At 57.4% G+C, this 15,569-nt stretch carries 11 protein-coding genes; 8 read left to right on the plus strand and 3 right to left on the minus strand.

The features are described from left to right. Positions 1-434 precede the first annotated feature (434 nt). On the plus strand, positions 435-1,079 hold the full coding sequence (locus K315_RS0100450) for a 5' nucleotidase, NT5C type (protein WP_029575709.1): 645 nt from the start codon (positions 435-437) through the stop codon (positions 1,077-1,079). Positions 1,080-1,776: 697 nt separating this feature from the next. Here the strand turns inward: K315_RS0100450 and K315_RS0100455 are convergent. Next, positions 1,777-2,793, minus strand: coding sequence for a LacI family DNA-binding transcriptional regulator (locus K315_RS0100455; protein ID WP_029575710.1), 1,017 nt, complete (start codon positions 2,791-2,793; stop codon positions 1,777-1,779). Between the two features lie 290 nt (positions 2,794-3,083). On the opposite strand from K315_RS0100455, the gene K315_RS0100460 reads away from it, so the two are divergent. From K315_RS0100460 to K315_RS0100485, 6 genes are all read left to right on the plus strand, one after another. After that, complete coding sequence (locus tag K315_RS0100460) at positions 3,084-4,466, plus strand: extracellular solute-binding protein (RefSeq protein WP_029575711.1); 1,383 nt, start codon at positions 3,084-3,086, stop codon at positions 4,464-4,466. 158 nt (positions 4,467-4,624) lie between these two features. Beyond that, positions 4,625-5,512, plus strand: a complete 888-nt coding sequence (locus K315_RS0100465; RefSeq protein WP_029575712.1) for a carbohydrate ABC transporter permease — start codon at positions 4,625-4,627, stop codon at positions 5,510-5,512. Next, positions 5,509-6,330, plus strand: coding sequence for a carbohydrate ABC transporter permease (locus tag K315_RS0100470; RefSeq protein ID WP_029575713.1), 822 nt, complete (start codon positions 5,509-5,511; stop codon positions 6,328-6,330). Before K315_RS0100465 ends, K315_RS0100470 begins: the two co-directional genes overlap by 4 nt. A gap of 82 nt (positions 6,331-6,412) precedes the next feature. Then, positions 6,413-8,926, plus strand: coding sequence for a glycoside hydrolase family 31 protein (locus K315_RS0100475; protein ID WP_420796731.1), 2,514 nt, complete (start codon positions 6,413-6,415; stop codon positions 8,924-8,926). A gap of 237 nt (positions 8,927-9,163) precedes the next feature. Then, positions 9,164-10,486: an MATE family efflux transporter gene (locus K315_RS0100480; protein WP_029575715.1), complete on the plus strand. Its 1,323-nt coding sequence runs from the start codon at positions 9,164-9,166 to the stop codon at positions 10,484-10,486. A 189-nt stretch (positions 10,487-10,675) separates the two neighbouring features. Continuing rightward, complete coding sequence (locus K315_RS0100485; RefSeq protein ID WP_029575716.1) at positions 10,676-11,494, plus strand: fumarylacetoacetate hydrolase family protein; 819 nt, start codon at positions 10,676-10,678, stop codon at positions 11,492-11,494. Positions 11,495-11,663: 169 nt separating this feature from the next. On the opposite strand, the gene K315_RS0100490 is transcribed toward K315_RS0100485, so the two are convergent. Then, on the minus strand, positions 11,664-12,062 hold the full coding sequence (locus tag K315_RS0100490; RefSeq protein WP_033520244.1) for a VOC family protein: 399 nt from the start codon (positions 12,060-12,062) through the stop codon (positions 11,664-11,666). Positions 12,063-12,126: 64 nt separating this feature from the next. Beyond that, positions 12,127-12,606 carry a 23S rRNA (pseudouridine(1915)-N(3))-methyltransferase RlmH gene (gene rlmH / locus K315_RS0100495; RefSeq protein ID WP_029575718.1) on the minus strand — a complete coding sequence of 160 codons (480 nt, stop codon included), beginning with the start codon at positions 12,604-12,606 and terminating at the stop codon, positions 12,127-12,129. Positions 12,607-12,839: 233 nt separating this feature from the next. On the opposite strand from rlmH, the gene clpB reads away from it, so the two are divergent. After that, positions 12,840-15,527: an ATP-dependent chaperone ClpB gene (clpB, locus tag K315_RS0100500; RefSeq protein ID WP_029575719.1), complete on the plus strand. Its 2,688-nt coding sequence runs from the start codon at positions 12,840-12,842 to the stop codon at positions 15,525-15,527. The last annotated feature ends 42 nt before the right edge of the window (positions 15,528-15,569 follow it).

A 15,569-nucleotide genomic window follows, 5' to 3' on the forward strand; every position in this document is an offset into this window, starting at 1 on the left:
CACGACCGCAAGCCACCACCCACACCCGAACAAACACGACGGGGCATGCCGACACCCACCCACACACGAATAATCACGACGGGGCATGCCTGACACACGACACGTGGACACGTGGCGAATCCCATACCCGGACACACGACCCCGGCACGCCGGGAAGCAAAACCGCACATATGACACGCGGCAAGATTGCCCACGTCTGTTGCTCAACATGCCTGCTTCGAGCTTTCTTTCTGTTTTCAAGCGTCAACGTCTATTCTTTGGTAATCTCAATCGTTTGTTAAACCTGTGTTCTGAATCCTTGTAATAATACGCATTGTATTTTGCTTCAATACTCTTGAACCAACCGATTTGAGATTCCGGCGCCCGGCGTGTCGCCCTCATATCATGAGAAATATATTTTGCTTCTGGTTACGACTTAGCTTAGGAGAGGTTCTATGGTTCCGTCGAAGTATAAGTCACCTCATGCGGGTGTCGATTCTGCAGGCACTGATGTGTATCGTGTTCTGGATTTAGATCTTGACGGCGTCTGCGCGGATTATACGGAAGCCATGCGTCAGTGGCTCGTTCGTGCTGGTCGTATGGCAGCCGACACTTTTCCAGATATGACTAGGTACGAAATGACATTGGCGACCGGTTGGCCGTTTAACACGGTAGATGAGTACAAGCAGGCTCACAAAGAGGCAGAAGCCGACCACCTTTATGCGACCATGCCAGTCATCAATGGCGTGCCTGAGGCGTTGCAACGTCTTGCAGATGCGCACGTATACATCAGAGTCGTTACTCATCGCTTGTTTGTTTCCGGACAGCATCAGATTGTCGTCTCAGATACGGCCAAATGGCTTGACGACAACCATATCCCATATATGTCCTTATGCTTCACCGGTTTGAAAGACACGATGCACGCGTCCATTCACATTGATGACTCCCCAGCGAATATTCTCGCATTGCGGCAAGCCGGCGAACACGTCGTAGTCTTTGACCAGCCATACAACAGGGACTTGGATGGGCCACGCATGTCAGCTTGGGATGAGACCAGTGTCTCTAAGCTCATGGCATGGATGAATCGGTGGCCCGAGTAACGGCATCCTTGACTTGCTAACGAGCTGCCGCCGCCGCTCGCTTCGCTGGGTGACACATCTAAGTTGCGTGCATCGCTGAGACCCTCGTCGTTCTAGATAGCGTGGATTCAACTAGTACATGAAATCGCGCGCGACATATGAAATCAGCGTATGAGACCAGCGTATGCCCGCATGATGACGGCACTGTGTCCGTCAAGTAAGGCGTATTCATTGTATGCGCTGTGCCAGCAGCAACCATGAATATTAGCGATGGTCCGTCGGAATATCTCGATTACTCGAATCCAGACGGATGATCGAAGCCGCTGAAGTGTCTACGGGTATCACCACGGCTGTTGCATTACAGCGCGGTCACTATGCTGGTGGAATCACTTCGGAGACACCACTTTGGCGGGATTGCTGCGGTGCCGTTTCGACTACACTTGTTTGTTGCAATCCGGCGCTTCGTTGGCATCATTATTCCGCTGTCCGCTGCGACGGGGTAGTCCACTTCGTCGGTAGCATTACTCCGGTGGCATCGTTCCTGCATTCACTATCCAGGAGTCCACAACGTTAGGGGCACCGGCTCGGGGTTTGCTACAATCCGGTGGTCACTATGCCGGTTGCATCGCTTCGGTTTGGTCACTACGACGGCACTACTGCAGCGGCCGCTTCGACTCTGGCATGCACGGCGGATCGGGCGTCCGCTGCGTCAGCAGGTTTACAACAGTGGAGAAGTGCGAGGCTTGGCTGTGGACCCACGCACTTGCAGCTGAACGGGGAAGGTCTCAAAGGGTTCATGCACTGGCCGTCCTTCAATCAATGCCAGGGCTTTTTGCGCCGCTTTGACAGCCATATCGTATGGGCGTTGACGAACTGTAGTGAGCTCCGCCTCTTTTGCGAACGTGCTGTCATCAAATCCCGTTACGGAGATGTCTTCAGGTATGGACAGGCCACTGCGCTGCAGTCGGAAGAATAACGGAACTGCTTGCGAATCTTGGTGGAAACACAATGCGGTCGGCGGGTTGTCCGATGCCATCATCTCGGAAATGGCGACGTCCAGGATATTATCCCCTTCTTGCACTCCCAGAGTGCGGGCGGTCAATCCGCCAATGGCATTGCAGGCTTCTTTAAAACCGACGATGCGATTATGCGAGCTGAAGCCCAGTGTCGACGAAAAATTCTCGTACAGATACAGCAGATTGCGATGCCCCAACTTGACGAGGTGCCGGACGATCAGTTTGATGCCCTCTTTGTCATTGATGCCGACTGTCGCATCGAATCCCTCGCTGGTGGTATTGATGCCGATGATGGGGATTTTTGCGGTGCCGAGACGCTTGACTTCATCAGGGCTGATGCCGAATGAAGAGACGAACACCGCATCCGCATTGCTGCGTACGGGGAGTTTTTCGAAGAACGCGTCGCGGGCCTCCAATCCTTCAATCGGGTAGATCACCAAATCGTACCCGGCATCGCGAAGCACATCGTTGAGACCGGCGATGATTTCGGCGGTGAACCACTCGATGGTTCGGCTGCCGACCAACAGGGCTATGCGATACGTCCTACCTGATTTCAGAATGCCGGCTGATCGGGAGACGCTGAAGTTCAAGGCGTTGGCGGCCGCAAGCACTTTCGATCGCGTCGTTTCCGATACCTGTTCCGGGTGCGCAAAAGTGCGTGACACCGTAGCGTTTGATACCCCTGCCTTCAGCGCCACATCGCCGATGCTTGCCTTCATGACACCTCCGAACAATCTGCTGCTTGCATCAGCCTATCACGATATTCACCTTGCAACGTCAAGAACACAAGAAATGAAACGGGTTACAATTCGACACGCCGCTGCTATCACAAGTAAAGCGTGCTCACTCCTTGCAATGAAACGGTTTTCAAATGAGAACGGTTACATCGCATAAAATGGCGTATTGCCAATATGAAACCCTTGTCGTATGCTATTGCTTGTCGGCGGGACAATGAAAAGTCCACGAAGACGTAGATAGACTCAACCATTACAACGACGTGAGGAGTGACATGAACGTCAGGAAAAGCATTGTCGCGGCAGTGGCTGCCGTATGCATCGCCGGTTTGACGGCATGCGGCGGCACCGCTTCAGGAACTACGGACACCAAGGCGGATAAGGGCCTCAAAGTCATGGGCGATGCCATCACCTATGACCCGAACCATCTCGTCAACGGCGGAAAACCCATCCAGCTTGAATATTGGAGCTGGGGCAGCAAAGGCACCGACCCGGTCTTCAAAATGATCGACTCGTACACGAAAACCTATCCGAACGTCACTATCAAAACAGTGAATGTTTCCTGGGACGATTACTGGACCAAGCTGCCGCTCGCGCTCAAAGGCAAGAACGGCCCGGCCTTGTTTAACATCCACAATTCCTATGACGCGTTGATCAGGCCATATGCCGCCGATTATGACATCGATACGAAAGCGCTGGAATCCGACTATTCCACAGCTGCGGTACATGAGGACAATAACGGCAAAGTCAAGTACATCGATTCGGTGATCAACACCGGCAACATCTACTACAACAAGACCATGTGGAAAGAGGCCGGTCTCACCGACGCCGATATCCCGACCACGTGGGATGAGTTCATCCCTATCGCCCAGAAGCTGACAAAGACCGACGGCGGCAAGATCACCCAAGCCGGTTTTAACTTCAACGGCGATGCGTACAGCGCGATCTATCAAGGCTTGAACTATCAGAAAGGCGAACTGCTGTTCACCAAGGACGGCAAGAAGGCCAATTACGACAATGATGTGACCAAGGAGAACATGCAGTTCCTCAAGAACCTGTATGACAAGTACAAGGTCGGGTCTGTCGACTTCGGCAACGATTACACGCAGAGCTTCGGCAACGGACAAACCGCGATGATCTATGCGTGGGGCCATATGGAAGGCACCATGAAGGAGAAGTATCCCGACATCGACTACGGGGTGTTCGCCACGCCGACCTTCACCAAGGGTACGCCATTCGCATACGACCGCTATAACGGTGAATCGACTCCTGGTGTCAACAAGAACCAGAGCAAAGAGCAGCAGGCGGTCGCTCAGGACTTCATCAAGTACCTGCTCGCCAATGACGACTATATCCGCGAAGCGGTCGCTGAACTGAATTCCTTCCCGGCGAAGGTCACGTTGCAGGACGACAAAGAAATCCTCGCGGAGCCGGTCATGGCTGCCATCCAGCCACGTGTCAAGCGGCTGATTTGGCCCGGCCCGGCGCCGTCCACGGTTGAATCCAGCGCAACGATCGCCTTCCAGAACGTCTTCCAAAACGGCATGTCCATCGATAAAGCGCTCAAAGAGGCTCAAAACCAGATGGATGCAGATATGAAGAATTCTGATTTCGTGTCGCTGGAAAACAAATACGCTTTCTTTGACGAACACAAGTGACAGCTTGGGGTTTCTTTCTCTTCCCAACCCCCCATCCGGCGGCCGCAGCGTGGTTTTTCCTCTGCGCTGCGGCCGCACCTCCTTAATACGCGCGTTCGATCTGATCTGACTCGGCATCGAACAATTCACATCTCCTGAGTGGAGAGAGGCGAGCTTCTATGAACAAGAACAACGGTGAATCGATACTATCGAGAATATTCACCTTACGGAATATGGCGGTAACATTCCTCGTAGTCTACTTTGCGGTATTCCTGGCATATCCGATTGTCAAAGCGTTCGCGGGGAGTCTGCATAACTGGAATCCCCTGGTCGGAACATACGATTGGGTGGGGCTTGATAATTTCAAGCAGATTCTGACCGACGGGCTCTTCTGGCGTTCCATGTGGAATACCGCGGTATTCGCTGGCGTCTCCACATTCTTCCGCATCGTGCTCGGCCTCGGCCTGGCTCTGCTGCTGAGCGCCAAACTCGTCAAATGCAAGGACACGCTCCGCGGACTCTTCTACATGCCGACCGTTACGCCGCTTGTGGCGGTGTCCTTCGTATGGATGTGGATGTTCGACCCGCAGTTCGGCATGGTCGACAAGGTCACCGGACTCGACATCAACTGGTTGCACGATACCAAGTGGGCCATGCCGGCGATCATCATCATGACCATCTGGAAGGATTTCGGATACGCTACGGTGCTGTACTTGGCTGGCCTGATGAATCTTCCGCGGGACGTGTATGAGGCGGCGACCATTGACGGCGCCAACTCGGTGCAGACATTCTTCAGGATCACGTTGCCGCTGCTGAAATCGACCACGCTGTTCATCGTAATCACGTCGCTGATCAGCTATTTGCAAGCATACGTGCAGATTCTTGTGATGACCGAAGGCGGGCCGGGCACGTCCACCTACACCATCAGCTATCTCATTTTTGACCAGGCGTTCCAGAAGTACAACTTTGGCATTGCATCGGCGCAGGCGGTCATCCTGTTCCTGTTCACCGGTGCGCTCACCTTGATCATGTTCAAGGTCTCGGGAGATTCGGAGGGGTTGGCATGAAAGCCCGCAAAATCGGCGGCATCATTCTTACGGCTTTGCTGTTCGTCGCCGCAATAATCACCATTGTTCCATTCATTTGGATGTTCATCTCATCGTTCGCTCCGAACAGTGAGATTGTCAAAGTGACCGGCGGATTATTCCCCCGACCGTCCACGATCGACAATTACGTGAGCATTCAGGCAAAATTCAATTTCATGCGGTTGTTCGCCAATTCGCTGGTGGTGGCAGTGCTGAAAACCGCAATCGCCATCTACACCAGCGCGGTGCTCGGATACGTGTTTTCAAAAATGCGGTTCCGCGGGCGCAATCTGTTGTTTGGCATCGTCATGAGCACGATGATGATTCCTTGGGCAGTGACCATCATCCCTCAATATGAGATGTTCACGAAGTGGGGGTTGCAGGATACCTACACATCGCTGGTGCTGCCCGGCATGATCAGCGCTTTCGGCATTTTCCTGTTCCGCCAATCCATTTCCGGCATCTCCGACGAATTGATCGAGGCCGCGAAATTGGATGGCGCTTCGGACCTGAGGATTTTCCACAGCATCATTTTGCCGATGAGCCATAACACCATCGCTGCGCTCGCGATTTTCACATTCCTGTGGAATTGGGAAGATTATCTGTGGCCGTTCCTGATGATCACCGACGAGCGCAAGCAGCTGCTCGCCGTCGGTCTGAAAGCGTTCAACGGTCAGTATGGTACGGATTATGGCGGGCTGTTCGCCGCAACGTCATTGGCGATTGTCCCGGTCATCATCGTATATATGATTTTCCAGAAGCAGTTCATCGCCGGCATTGCGACAGGCAGCGGCAAGTGAAGGGGACAACATGGCAGAAACACCAGTCAACGTCGGTCATCAGGACAACGTATTCGTGGCATACGTGCGTTCCACGCATCCGATGATGCGTGCGTCGTCGATTGTGCAGGGAGACCATTGGCGCATCGGGATCCTGACCGAATCGCTGATTCGTTTCGAATGGTCCGATTCAGGTGAATTCGAGGACAATCCCACGCAGATGGTCGTCAGCCGTGATTTCGGCACCCAACCGCGGTTCACGGTGACGCATCGCAACGGATTGCTCATCATTGACACCCCGGCCCTGTACATTACATATGACGGCAAACCGTTCAGCAAAGAAGGGCTGAGCGTGGTCATCAAAGGTATGGCGGACACCCAGTTCAACACTTGGCACTACGGAGACGAACCGAAGCATAATCTCAAGGGCACCGCGCGTACGCTTGATGAGGCCGATGGCGAGATCGCGCTGGGGGACGGGGTGATCTCGCGGGACGGCTGGGCGGTGATCGACGATTCCGCGGCGAATGTGATCGTGCTGACGGATGAGGTGAACGGCAAACCGAACCCTCTCGGTGCTTGGATCATGCCTCGAGACCACCAGGAAACCGACCTGTACTTCTTCGGTTATGGTCGACGCTACAGCGAGGCGGTGCGGGACTTCTACCGGCTCGCCGGGCCGACGCCGCTGCTGCCGCGTTTTGCGCTCGGCAACTGGTGGAGCCGGTATTACCGGTACACCCAGGACGAGTATCTTGAGCTCATGGACCGCTTCAAGCGCGAAGGCATCCCGTTCACCACATCGGTGATTGATATGGACTGGCATCGTGTTGACGACATCGATCCGAAATACGGCTCCGGCTGGACCGGATATTCGTGGAACAGGCAACTGTTCCCCGACCACAAGGCATTACTGCATGATCTGCACCGGCGCGGACTCAAAGTCACGCTGAATGTGCATCCTCGAGACGGTGTACGTGCGTTTGAAGATGGTTACCGGCAAGTGGCCAAGCGGGTCGGCATTGATCCCACGACCGAAGAGGCGGCGGAATTCGACCTGACAAATCCGGATTTCGTGAGCGCGTACCTTGACATGCACCATCGGTTGGAAGCCGAAGGCGTTGATTTCTGGTGGCTCGACTGGCAGCAGGGCGGTGTGACCCGTCAGCCTGGGCTTGACCCGTTGTGGGCGCTGAACCACTTGCACTATCTGGATTCTGGCCGTGGCCATGGCTGGCCGCTGACTTTCTCGCGTTATGCGGGTCCGGGGTCGCATCGGTACCCGGTCGGATTCTCCGGGGATACCGTCGTGACTTGGAAATCATTGCAATTCCAGCCGTATTTCACCGCGACCGCATCGAATATCGGTTACGGATGGTGGAGCCACGATATCGGCGGGCATATGTGCGGATACCGGGACGAGCACTTGGAGGCGCGCTGGTACCAGCTCGGCGCTTTCAGCCCAATCAATCGTCTGCATTCCAGCAACTCGCAGTTCATGGGCAAAGAGCCTTGGAATTTCTCCGCTGATGTCCGGCATGCCATGGTGGACGCTCTGCGGTTGCGTCACATGATGTTGCCGTACCTGTACACCATGAACTACCGGGCGGCGTTCGAAGGCATGCCGCTCGTCGAACCGATGTATTGGGCCGAGCCGAATAATCCGCAGGCATATGAAGTCCCGGATGAATTCCGTTTCGGCACGCAGCTGTTGGTTGCGCCGATTGTCTCGGATGATGACGATTCCGCCCGACTCGGTCGCGCCGACGCATGGTTGCCGCAGGGCGACTGGTATGACTTCTTCGACGGCCGCCGCTACGGTTCTTCCAATCCGTCCGGGCGACGGTTGGAAGTATGGCGCGCCATCGATCGCATTCCTGTGTTTGCCCAGGCGGGAGGCATCGTGCCGTTGCAGGAGCTCGGCGATGGCGATGCCGTCAACGATCTGGACAATCCGCAATCCCTGCGAGTACTGGTGTTCCCCGGCGCGAATGGCCGCTTCGCGATGATTGAGGATGATGGGGTCTTCGTGCCATCTGCGCAATCCGCGCAAATCGGCGAAGCAGACATCCACACCGCAACTACCCGCATGTCCTTCAATTGGAGGGATGCCGGCCGTACGGACGCTGACGGTGACGGCAGCTCGCTGTTCACGGTCGCCCCGGTTGAAGGCAAGACCGACGCAGTCCCATCACAGCGCGACTGGACGATGGTGTTCCGCGGTGTCGCTGACGTCAATCCCGTCGATATCGGCGTCGATATCGACGACACCCCCTGCGACGGTGTGGAAACCTCTTATGATGCGCGTACGCTGAGCCTGTCGGTCACCATACGTCAGGTGCCGTCTTCCGCGGGTTTGAACGTCGCGATCAGGGGAGGCTTGCACATCGCGGACAATCCGGTTGAACACGATGCGCTCAATGTGCTCATGCACGCGCAAATGCCGTATGGCTCCAAGGAACATGCGATGCGGGCGATATATGAGCAAGGCGTACGTGCGATTGGCGCGTTGCGCACCTTCAAGACGGCACCCAGCTTCGGGGATGGATTATTCGCGGCGAACGGAATGCCTGATGCGGTGATTGGCGCGTTGACGGAGATTCTCCTACGCGACTGATCCGTCCGAGGTTGACGCGGTCCGGATTGACGCGGCGGCTGTGGAGCCGGACATGCGCACGCCGTTCGCCTTCCGGCGGCACCCGTGGTTAGGATGAATCAAGTGACAGGGAATTCATCGAATCATGGGCGCGAACAAGGCAAGTTGCCGGTGCCGGTTGCGGTATCTGATACCGCGCCGGCATCTGCAGCTGCCACGGCACCTCGTCGCGCAACCGCTGACGCACAATACCGGCGTATGACGGGCGCCCCGGTACGCGGCCTCATTCTTGCATTGTGCCTTCCCGCGGTCATCTCGAACCTGGTCACCACCGCCTATAATCTCGCGGATACATATTTCATCGGGCGGCTGGGCACATCCCAGTCCGGCGCAATCGGCATCGCCTATTCGGTGATGACTGTATTCCAAGCCTTCGGGTTCTTCTTCGGCAATGGCTCCGGCAATTCGATGAGCCGGGAACTGGGAAAACGAAACAACGAGCGTGCCGCGCGTCTGTTAGCGGTCGGTTTCTGCGGAGCTGTCCTTGGCGGACTCGCATTGGCGATTCTCGGTTTGTCCACATTGCCGCATCTGGTGGTTGTACTTGGCTCGACTCCGACCATCTCGCCATACGCCATCGCCTATCTCACGCCGATTCTCATCGCAGCGCCCATGGTATGCGGATCGTTCGCGCTCAACGGCCTGCTGCGGTACCAAGGACTGTCACTATACGGCATGATCGGCCTGGTCAGCGGCGCATTGTTGAATTTCATCGTCGCGCCGCTGCTGATTTTCGTTGCGGGGCTTGGTATCGCCGGTGCCGGCATCGCCACCGCGGTATGCCAGACCATCAGTTTCATCATTCTGGTCACGTTCGCCGTCCGTCACGGTGTCGTCAGACTCGACCTGCGCAACGGCAAGCCGGACATGCTGCTGGTGCGTGAAATCATCGGTGGTGGCATGCCTTCGCTGTTGAGGCAAGGCGCGGGTTCGCTCGCGACCACATGCGTGAACTTGGCGGCCAACCCCTTCGGCGACGCGGTCATCGCCGCAATGGCGATTGTCATGCGCGTCATGCTCGCCATCAACTCGATCATTATCGGCCTGGGGCAAGGTTTCCAACCGGTGTGCGGGTACAATTACGGCGCCGGGCTGTACCGACGCGTCAAAGAAGGATACTGGTTCTGCGTGCGGCTGTCCACGATAGCCCTGGTGATTATTGCGGTTGCCGTCGCGGTGCTTGCCCCCGATATCATCGGATTGTTCCGGTCCGACCCACAAGTGATCGCCGTCGGCACAGTGGCGTTGTGGATGCAGTGCTGCACGGTGCCGCTCAACGGGTTCGCGATGATGTCCAATATGATGCAGCAGACCATAGGCAAGACGGTGATCGCGTCATTCGTAGCGGTTTGCCGGCTCGGATTGTTCCTCGCTCCGGCGGCTCTCATTCTCGCGCATTGCTTCGGTGTGCCGGGTGTTCAGATGGCGCAATCGGTCTCTGACATCATTTCCTTCATCGTGACCGTGCCGTTGCAGGTGCATATTCTGCGTTCGCTGGGCAAACCGCGCAGCACAGTGTAATTCATTCGTCGAGTGGTGTGATAATGTGGCCGTTGTCATCGTGCGGCATGGTGTCATTCGCCGAATAGTGGCATCGAAAAGCGCGGGTTGAGCATGTCCAGCGGTTTGGGCGCGGTGCGGCTTGCAGACTGTCGCCTTGTGTGCGTCGGCGTAACAGCTGTGGCAATGGCGGCTTGTATCATGTGGGATATGAGAATCGCACGTTTCACCAAAGACGATAAGACCCCACAATACGCCTTCGTGCAGAAGGATGAGCAGGATGGCAAGGATTACCTCGTAGTGCTCAGCGGCTACCCGTTCGGCGCCCAGCCGGTGGAGCCGACCGGCGAACGGTTCCCGCTCGATACGGACGGTTTGCGTCTGCTCGCCCCGGTCATCCCGTCAAAGATTTATGGCCTGGCGAAAAATTATGAAGCGCACGCCCAGTTCATGCATGAGACCGGGCACAGCGATATCGCGCACGCCCCGGAAAACATGGTGATCTTCTCGAAGCCGAGCACTTCCGTGATTGGCCCTGACGACCCTATTGTCATTCCGCCGTTCTCGCATGATATGAATTTCGAGCCGGAAGTTGCGGTGATCATCGGCCGAATCGCGAAGAACGTGCCGGTCGAGAAGGCCATGGATTACGTGCTCGGTTTCACGTGCGTCAACGATGTGACCTTGCGCGACCTGCAGGGCGCCGACCCAATGTGGACGCGCGCGAAAGGCTTCGACACCGCGTGCCCGCTCGGACCGTGGATCCAGACCGATCTGAATTGGAAGGACGCGAAGATCTCCTTCACGCTCAACGGCAAGGACGTGCCGGAGGCCAGCGGCACGACCGCGAAGCTGATTCACGGCATCCCTGAGCAGATCGCCGCGATTTCCAGCTTCTCCACACTGCTGCCCGGCGATGTGATCATGACTGGCACCCCGAATGCGTCCGGCAGCCTCAAACCGGGTGACGAGCCGGTCGTCCACGTGGAGGGTATCGGCAGCCTGCGCAACGTCGTCGTGCAAGGCTGACTGTCCGGTCGGCTGGTTGCCCAATCGGCACCTGACATTGGACTGGACCTCGTCTGAACTTGCCACTTACTTGCCACTTGCCGGTAAGTAAGTGGCAAGTTCAGTTTGGCAACCGGTATCCCGGTGTATCCCGGCGCATTGCGCCGGTACTTGCCGGCAAGTGGCGGAATCACACGGTGAGTTCGATCTGGTTGCCTTCGAGGGCGACGATGCAGCTTTCGTAGTAGCCGTCGCCAGTGGTGCGCGGGCCGCTCAGCACCTCGTATCCATCGGACTTGAGACGCGCGGTGAGCTCGTCCACGGCCTGTGCGCTGCCAAGGCTGAAGGCGACATGCGCGTAGCCGGTGCGTGCGAAGGGCTTCGGTCGGTCCTCCATACCGGGGCGTGTCATGATCTCAAGCCGCGTATCCCCGTCGAAACTCAGGAAGTACGAGCGGAAATCCGTGGTTGGATTATGGTATTCGTCGTTCGATGTAGCACCGAGATAGGTGATGAAGAAGTCCCTCGCAGCCTCGAGGTCGTTGACATATAGTGCCACGTGGTTGATATTCGCGATGTCTGCACTCATAAGGCCTCCTCGTTCGATTTGAGTGTTTGTGCCCGGTGTCCGTTCGTGTAGGGTACGGCCGCTGCTACTTATGGTACGGCTCGTGGGCGTTGATCTTGAAGGCGCGGTAGACCTGCTCGAGCAGGATCACGCGCATGAGCTGATGCGGGAAAGTCATGGGGGAGAAGCTGAGCTTCCAGTCGGCGCGTGAGAGGATTTCGGGCGCCAGCCCGAGCGAGCCGCCGATGATGAACTGGATGTGGCTGGCGCCGTGCAGTGCGAGGTCGTCAAGTTTCGCGGCGAACCGCTCCGAGCCGAGCATCTGCCCGTCGATGGCGAGGGCGATCACATACGCGCCGTCCTTGATATGTTTCGCGATGCGCTCGCCTTCCTTGCGCTTGATGAGCTCGTCGGTGCCGGGCGTCGCATGTTCGGGCGTCTTCTCGTCGGCCACTTCGATGACGCTCAGTTTGCAGAAGCGCGACAGACGTTTCGAATATTCGTCGATTGCGTCGCGCAGATACCGTTCCTTGATGCGGCCGGGGGCGATGATATCGATGTTCATGGGGTGCGTGTCCTTCCGTCAACCAGTGCCATCGTAGCGGTGACGGGTTCCAAGATGTAGAAGCGGCCGGGTACGGATCCGCCTGTTGTCCCGAAATATCAAGGAAAATACAAGACTTGAGTCAACTAGGCTCAAGTTTGGAATAATCGACGGGGAAATCGGTTGTATACATCAGACACAGACAACGAAGCGCCCACGGGTGAAGCCGCCCGGACGGCGCGAATGGAGGAACCATGCAAGCGCAATTCACCAATATGGCCCAGGAGGCCATCAGCGACGCCGTACAGAGCGCGTCCGCCGCTGGCAATGCGCAAGTCGAGACACTGCACGTGCTCGATGCGTTGCTTCGCCAGCAGAACGGCGTTGTACCAAGCCTGATCAAGGCCGCAGGGGGAGACGTCAAAGCCATCGGCACAGCCGTGCGCAACGGGTTGGTCAACCTGCCCAGCGCCAGCGGGTCAAGCACTACGCAGGCGCAGCCCAGCCGTCAGCTCGAAGCGGTGCTCGTGCAGGCCGAACAAGAGATGAAGCAGCTCGGGGACGAGTTCATCTCCACCGAGCACCTGCTCATTGCCATCGCAGCGAGCAAGCCGAACAAATCCGCTGACATCCTCGAAGCCAACGGGGTGACTGCTCAATCGCTGCGCAAGGCGTTGCCGCAGATCCGCGGCGGCGCGCACGTGACCAGCGCGGACGCGGAAGGCAATTACAAGGCTCTCGAAAAGTATTCGACCGACCTGACCGCCGCCGCGAAGGAAGGAAAGCTTGACCCGGTGATCGGCCGTGATCAGGAGATTCGCCGTGTCATCCAGATTCTGTCCCGCCGCACCAAGAACAACCCGGTGCTGATCGGCGAGCCTGGCGTCGGCAAAACCGCCGTCGTCGAAGGTCTCGCCCAGCGTATTGTCGCCGGGGATGTGCCGAGCACGTTGCGCAACAAGAAACTCATCAGCCTCGATTTGGGTTCCATGGTCGCTGGGTCGAAATACCGCGGCGAATTCGAGGAACGCCTCAAGGCCGTGCTCAATGAGATCAAGAACGCGAACGGGCAGATCATCACCTTCATCGACGAGATCCACACCATCGTCGGAGCTGGTGCTGCAGAAGGCTCGATGGACGCGGGCAACATGCTCAAGCCGATGCTTGCGCGCGGTGAACTGCGGCTGATCGGCGCCACTACGCTTGACGAATACCGCGAGAACATCGAAAAGGACCCGGCTCTTGAACGCCGCTTCCAGCAAGTGTTCGTCGGTGAACCGAGCGTCGAGGACACCATCGCGATCCTGCGCGGTATCGCGCCCAAGTACGAGGCTCACCACAAGGTGACCATCGGCGATGACGCGCTCGTGGCCGCAGCCCAGCTGTCCAACAGGTACATCAGCGGGCGTCAGCTGCCGGATAAGGCCATCGATTTGGTCGATGAGGCGGCTGCACACCTGCGTATGGAACTCGATTCCTCGCCTGAGGAAATCGATGAGCTCAAGCGCCAAGTGGACCGGCTCAAGATGGAACGCGCCTACCTGCTGGGCAACCCGAAGAACGAGAAAGCCGAGCAGAAGAAGGCGGACGCGCTCGACGAGAAGTCCCGCGAACGCCTCGCCGACCTCGACAAGGAGCTCGCAGACAAGACCGAGAAGCTCAACAGTCTCAACGCCCGTTGGAATATGGAAAAAAGCGGGCACAACAAGGTCGGCGACCTGCGCAAGAAGCTCGATGAGCTGCAAGTGGAAGCCGAACGTTGCGAACTCGACGGCGACTATGCGAAGGCCTCCGAAATCAGGTACGGCGAGATTCCGCATATCCAGAAGGAAATCGCCGCCGCCGAGCAGGAGGAACGCGATGCCAAGGAAACCGGCGCCGAGGAGACCCTGATGGTCCCCGACAAGGTCGATGCGGATTCCATCGCGCAGATTGTGTCCGAATGGACCGGCATTCCTGTCGGCCGCCTGATGCAAGGCGAGAACGAGAAGCTCCTGCACATGGAGGAGTACCTCGGCAAGCGCGTCATCGGTCAGAAAGACGCCATCCGTGCGGTTTCCGACGCGGTGCGTCGTTCGCGTGCCGGCATCTCCGACCCGAACCGCCCGACCGGATCGTTCCTGTTCCTTGGCCCCACCGGCGTGGGCAAGACCGAGCTCGCCAAGGCGCTCGCCGACTTCCTGTTCGACGACGAGAAGGCCATGGTACGTATCGATATGAGCGAGTACATGGAGAAAGCCTCCGTGTCCCGCCTGATCGGTGCCGCCCCGGGCTATGTCGGCTACGAGGAAGGCGGCCAGCTGACTGAGGCCGTGCGTCGGCGCCCCTACTCAGTGGTGCTGTTCGACGAGGTCGAGAAGGCGAATCCGGAAGTCTTTGACCTGTTGCTGCAGGTGCTGGACGATGGTCGCCTGACAGATGGCCAAGGCAGAACCGTGGACTTCAAGAACACGATTCTGATCATGACCTCGAACCTCGGTTCGCAATTCCTGGTGCAGCCTGACCTGGATGAGGAAGCCAAGCAGAAGGCCGTGATGGATGCCGTGCATGCACACTTCAAGCCGGAATTCATCAACCGCCTTGACGAGCTTGTCATCTTCCACCCGTTGACTCGTCAGGAGCTCGGCAGCATCGTCGATTTGCAGGTGCGTCAGGTGGCCGCGCGGCTTACCGAACGCCGGATTTCGCTGCAGGTCACGGATGCGGCTCGCGATTGGCTCGCCAACACCGGGTACGATCCGGCGTACGGCGCTCGCCCGCTGCGCAGGCTCGTTCAGACCGAGGTCGGCGATCAGCTGGCGCGTCTGCTGCTTGCCGGAAAGGTGCATGACGGTGACACCGTGCTCGTTGACCAGACCGGTGGCGAACACCTCGAACTCACCGATATGCCCGAGGACCCGCTGTCCGGCGTGACCGTCGAAGGCGTGCAGGAAGACAAGTGACGGTTGCTTGAACTCAAACGGCCGCCCGCCCAAGCTTTGATG

The organism is Bifidobacterium thermacidophilum subsp. thermacidophilum DSM 15837 (genome assembly GCF_000426425.1).
GTDB classification, from domain to species: Bacteria; Actinomycetota; Actinomycetes; order Actinomycetales; family Bifidobacteriaceae; genus Bifidobacterium; species Bifidobacterium thermacidophilum.

Bases quoted from the DNA above. Each gene is read 5' to 3' on its own strand.
- K315_RS0100485 (WP_029575716.1), top strand. From the start codon at position 10,676: ATGAGAATCGCACGTTTCACCAAAGACGATAAGACCCCACAATACGCC.
- K315_RS0100480 (WP_029575715.1), top strand. From the start codon at position 9,164: ATGACGGGCGCCCCGGTACGCGGCCTCATTCTTGCATTGTGCCTTCCC.
- K315_RS0100465 (WP_029575712.1), top strand. From the start codon at position 4,625: ATGAACAAGAACAACGGTGAATCGATACTATCGAGAATATTCACCTTA.
- K315_RS0100490 (WP_033520244.1), bottom strand. From the start codon at position 12,062: ATGAGTGCAGACATCGCGAATATCAACCACGTGGCACTATATGTCAAC.
- K315_RS0100450 (WP_029575709.1), top strand. From the start codon at position 435: ATGGTTCCGTCGAAGTATAAGTCACCTCATGCGGGTGTCGATTCTGCA.
- rlmH (WP_029575718.1), bottom strand. From the start codon at position 12,606: ATGAACATCGATATCATCGCCCCCGGCCGCATCAAGGAACGGTATCTG.
- K315_RS0100455 (WP_029575710.1), bottom strand. From the start codon at position 2,793: ATGAAGGCAAGCATCGGCGATGTGGCGCTGAAGGCAGGGGTATCAAAC.
- K315_RS0100475 (WP_420796731.1), top strand. From the start codon at position 6,413: ATGATGCGTGCGTCGTCGATTGTGCAGGGAGACCATTGGCGCATCGGG.
- K315_RS0100460 (WP_029575711.1), top strand. From the start codon at position 3,084: ATGAACGTCAGGAAAAGCATTGTCGCGGCAGTGGCTGCCGTATGCATC.
- K315_RS0100470 (WP_029575713.1), top strand. From the start codon at position 5,509: ATGAAAGCCCGCAAAATCGGCGGCATCATTCTTACGGCTTTGCTGTTC.
- clpB (WP_029575719.1), top strand. From the start codon at position 12,840: ATGCAAGCGCAATTCACCAATATGGCCCAGGAGGCCATCAGCGACGCC.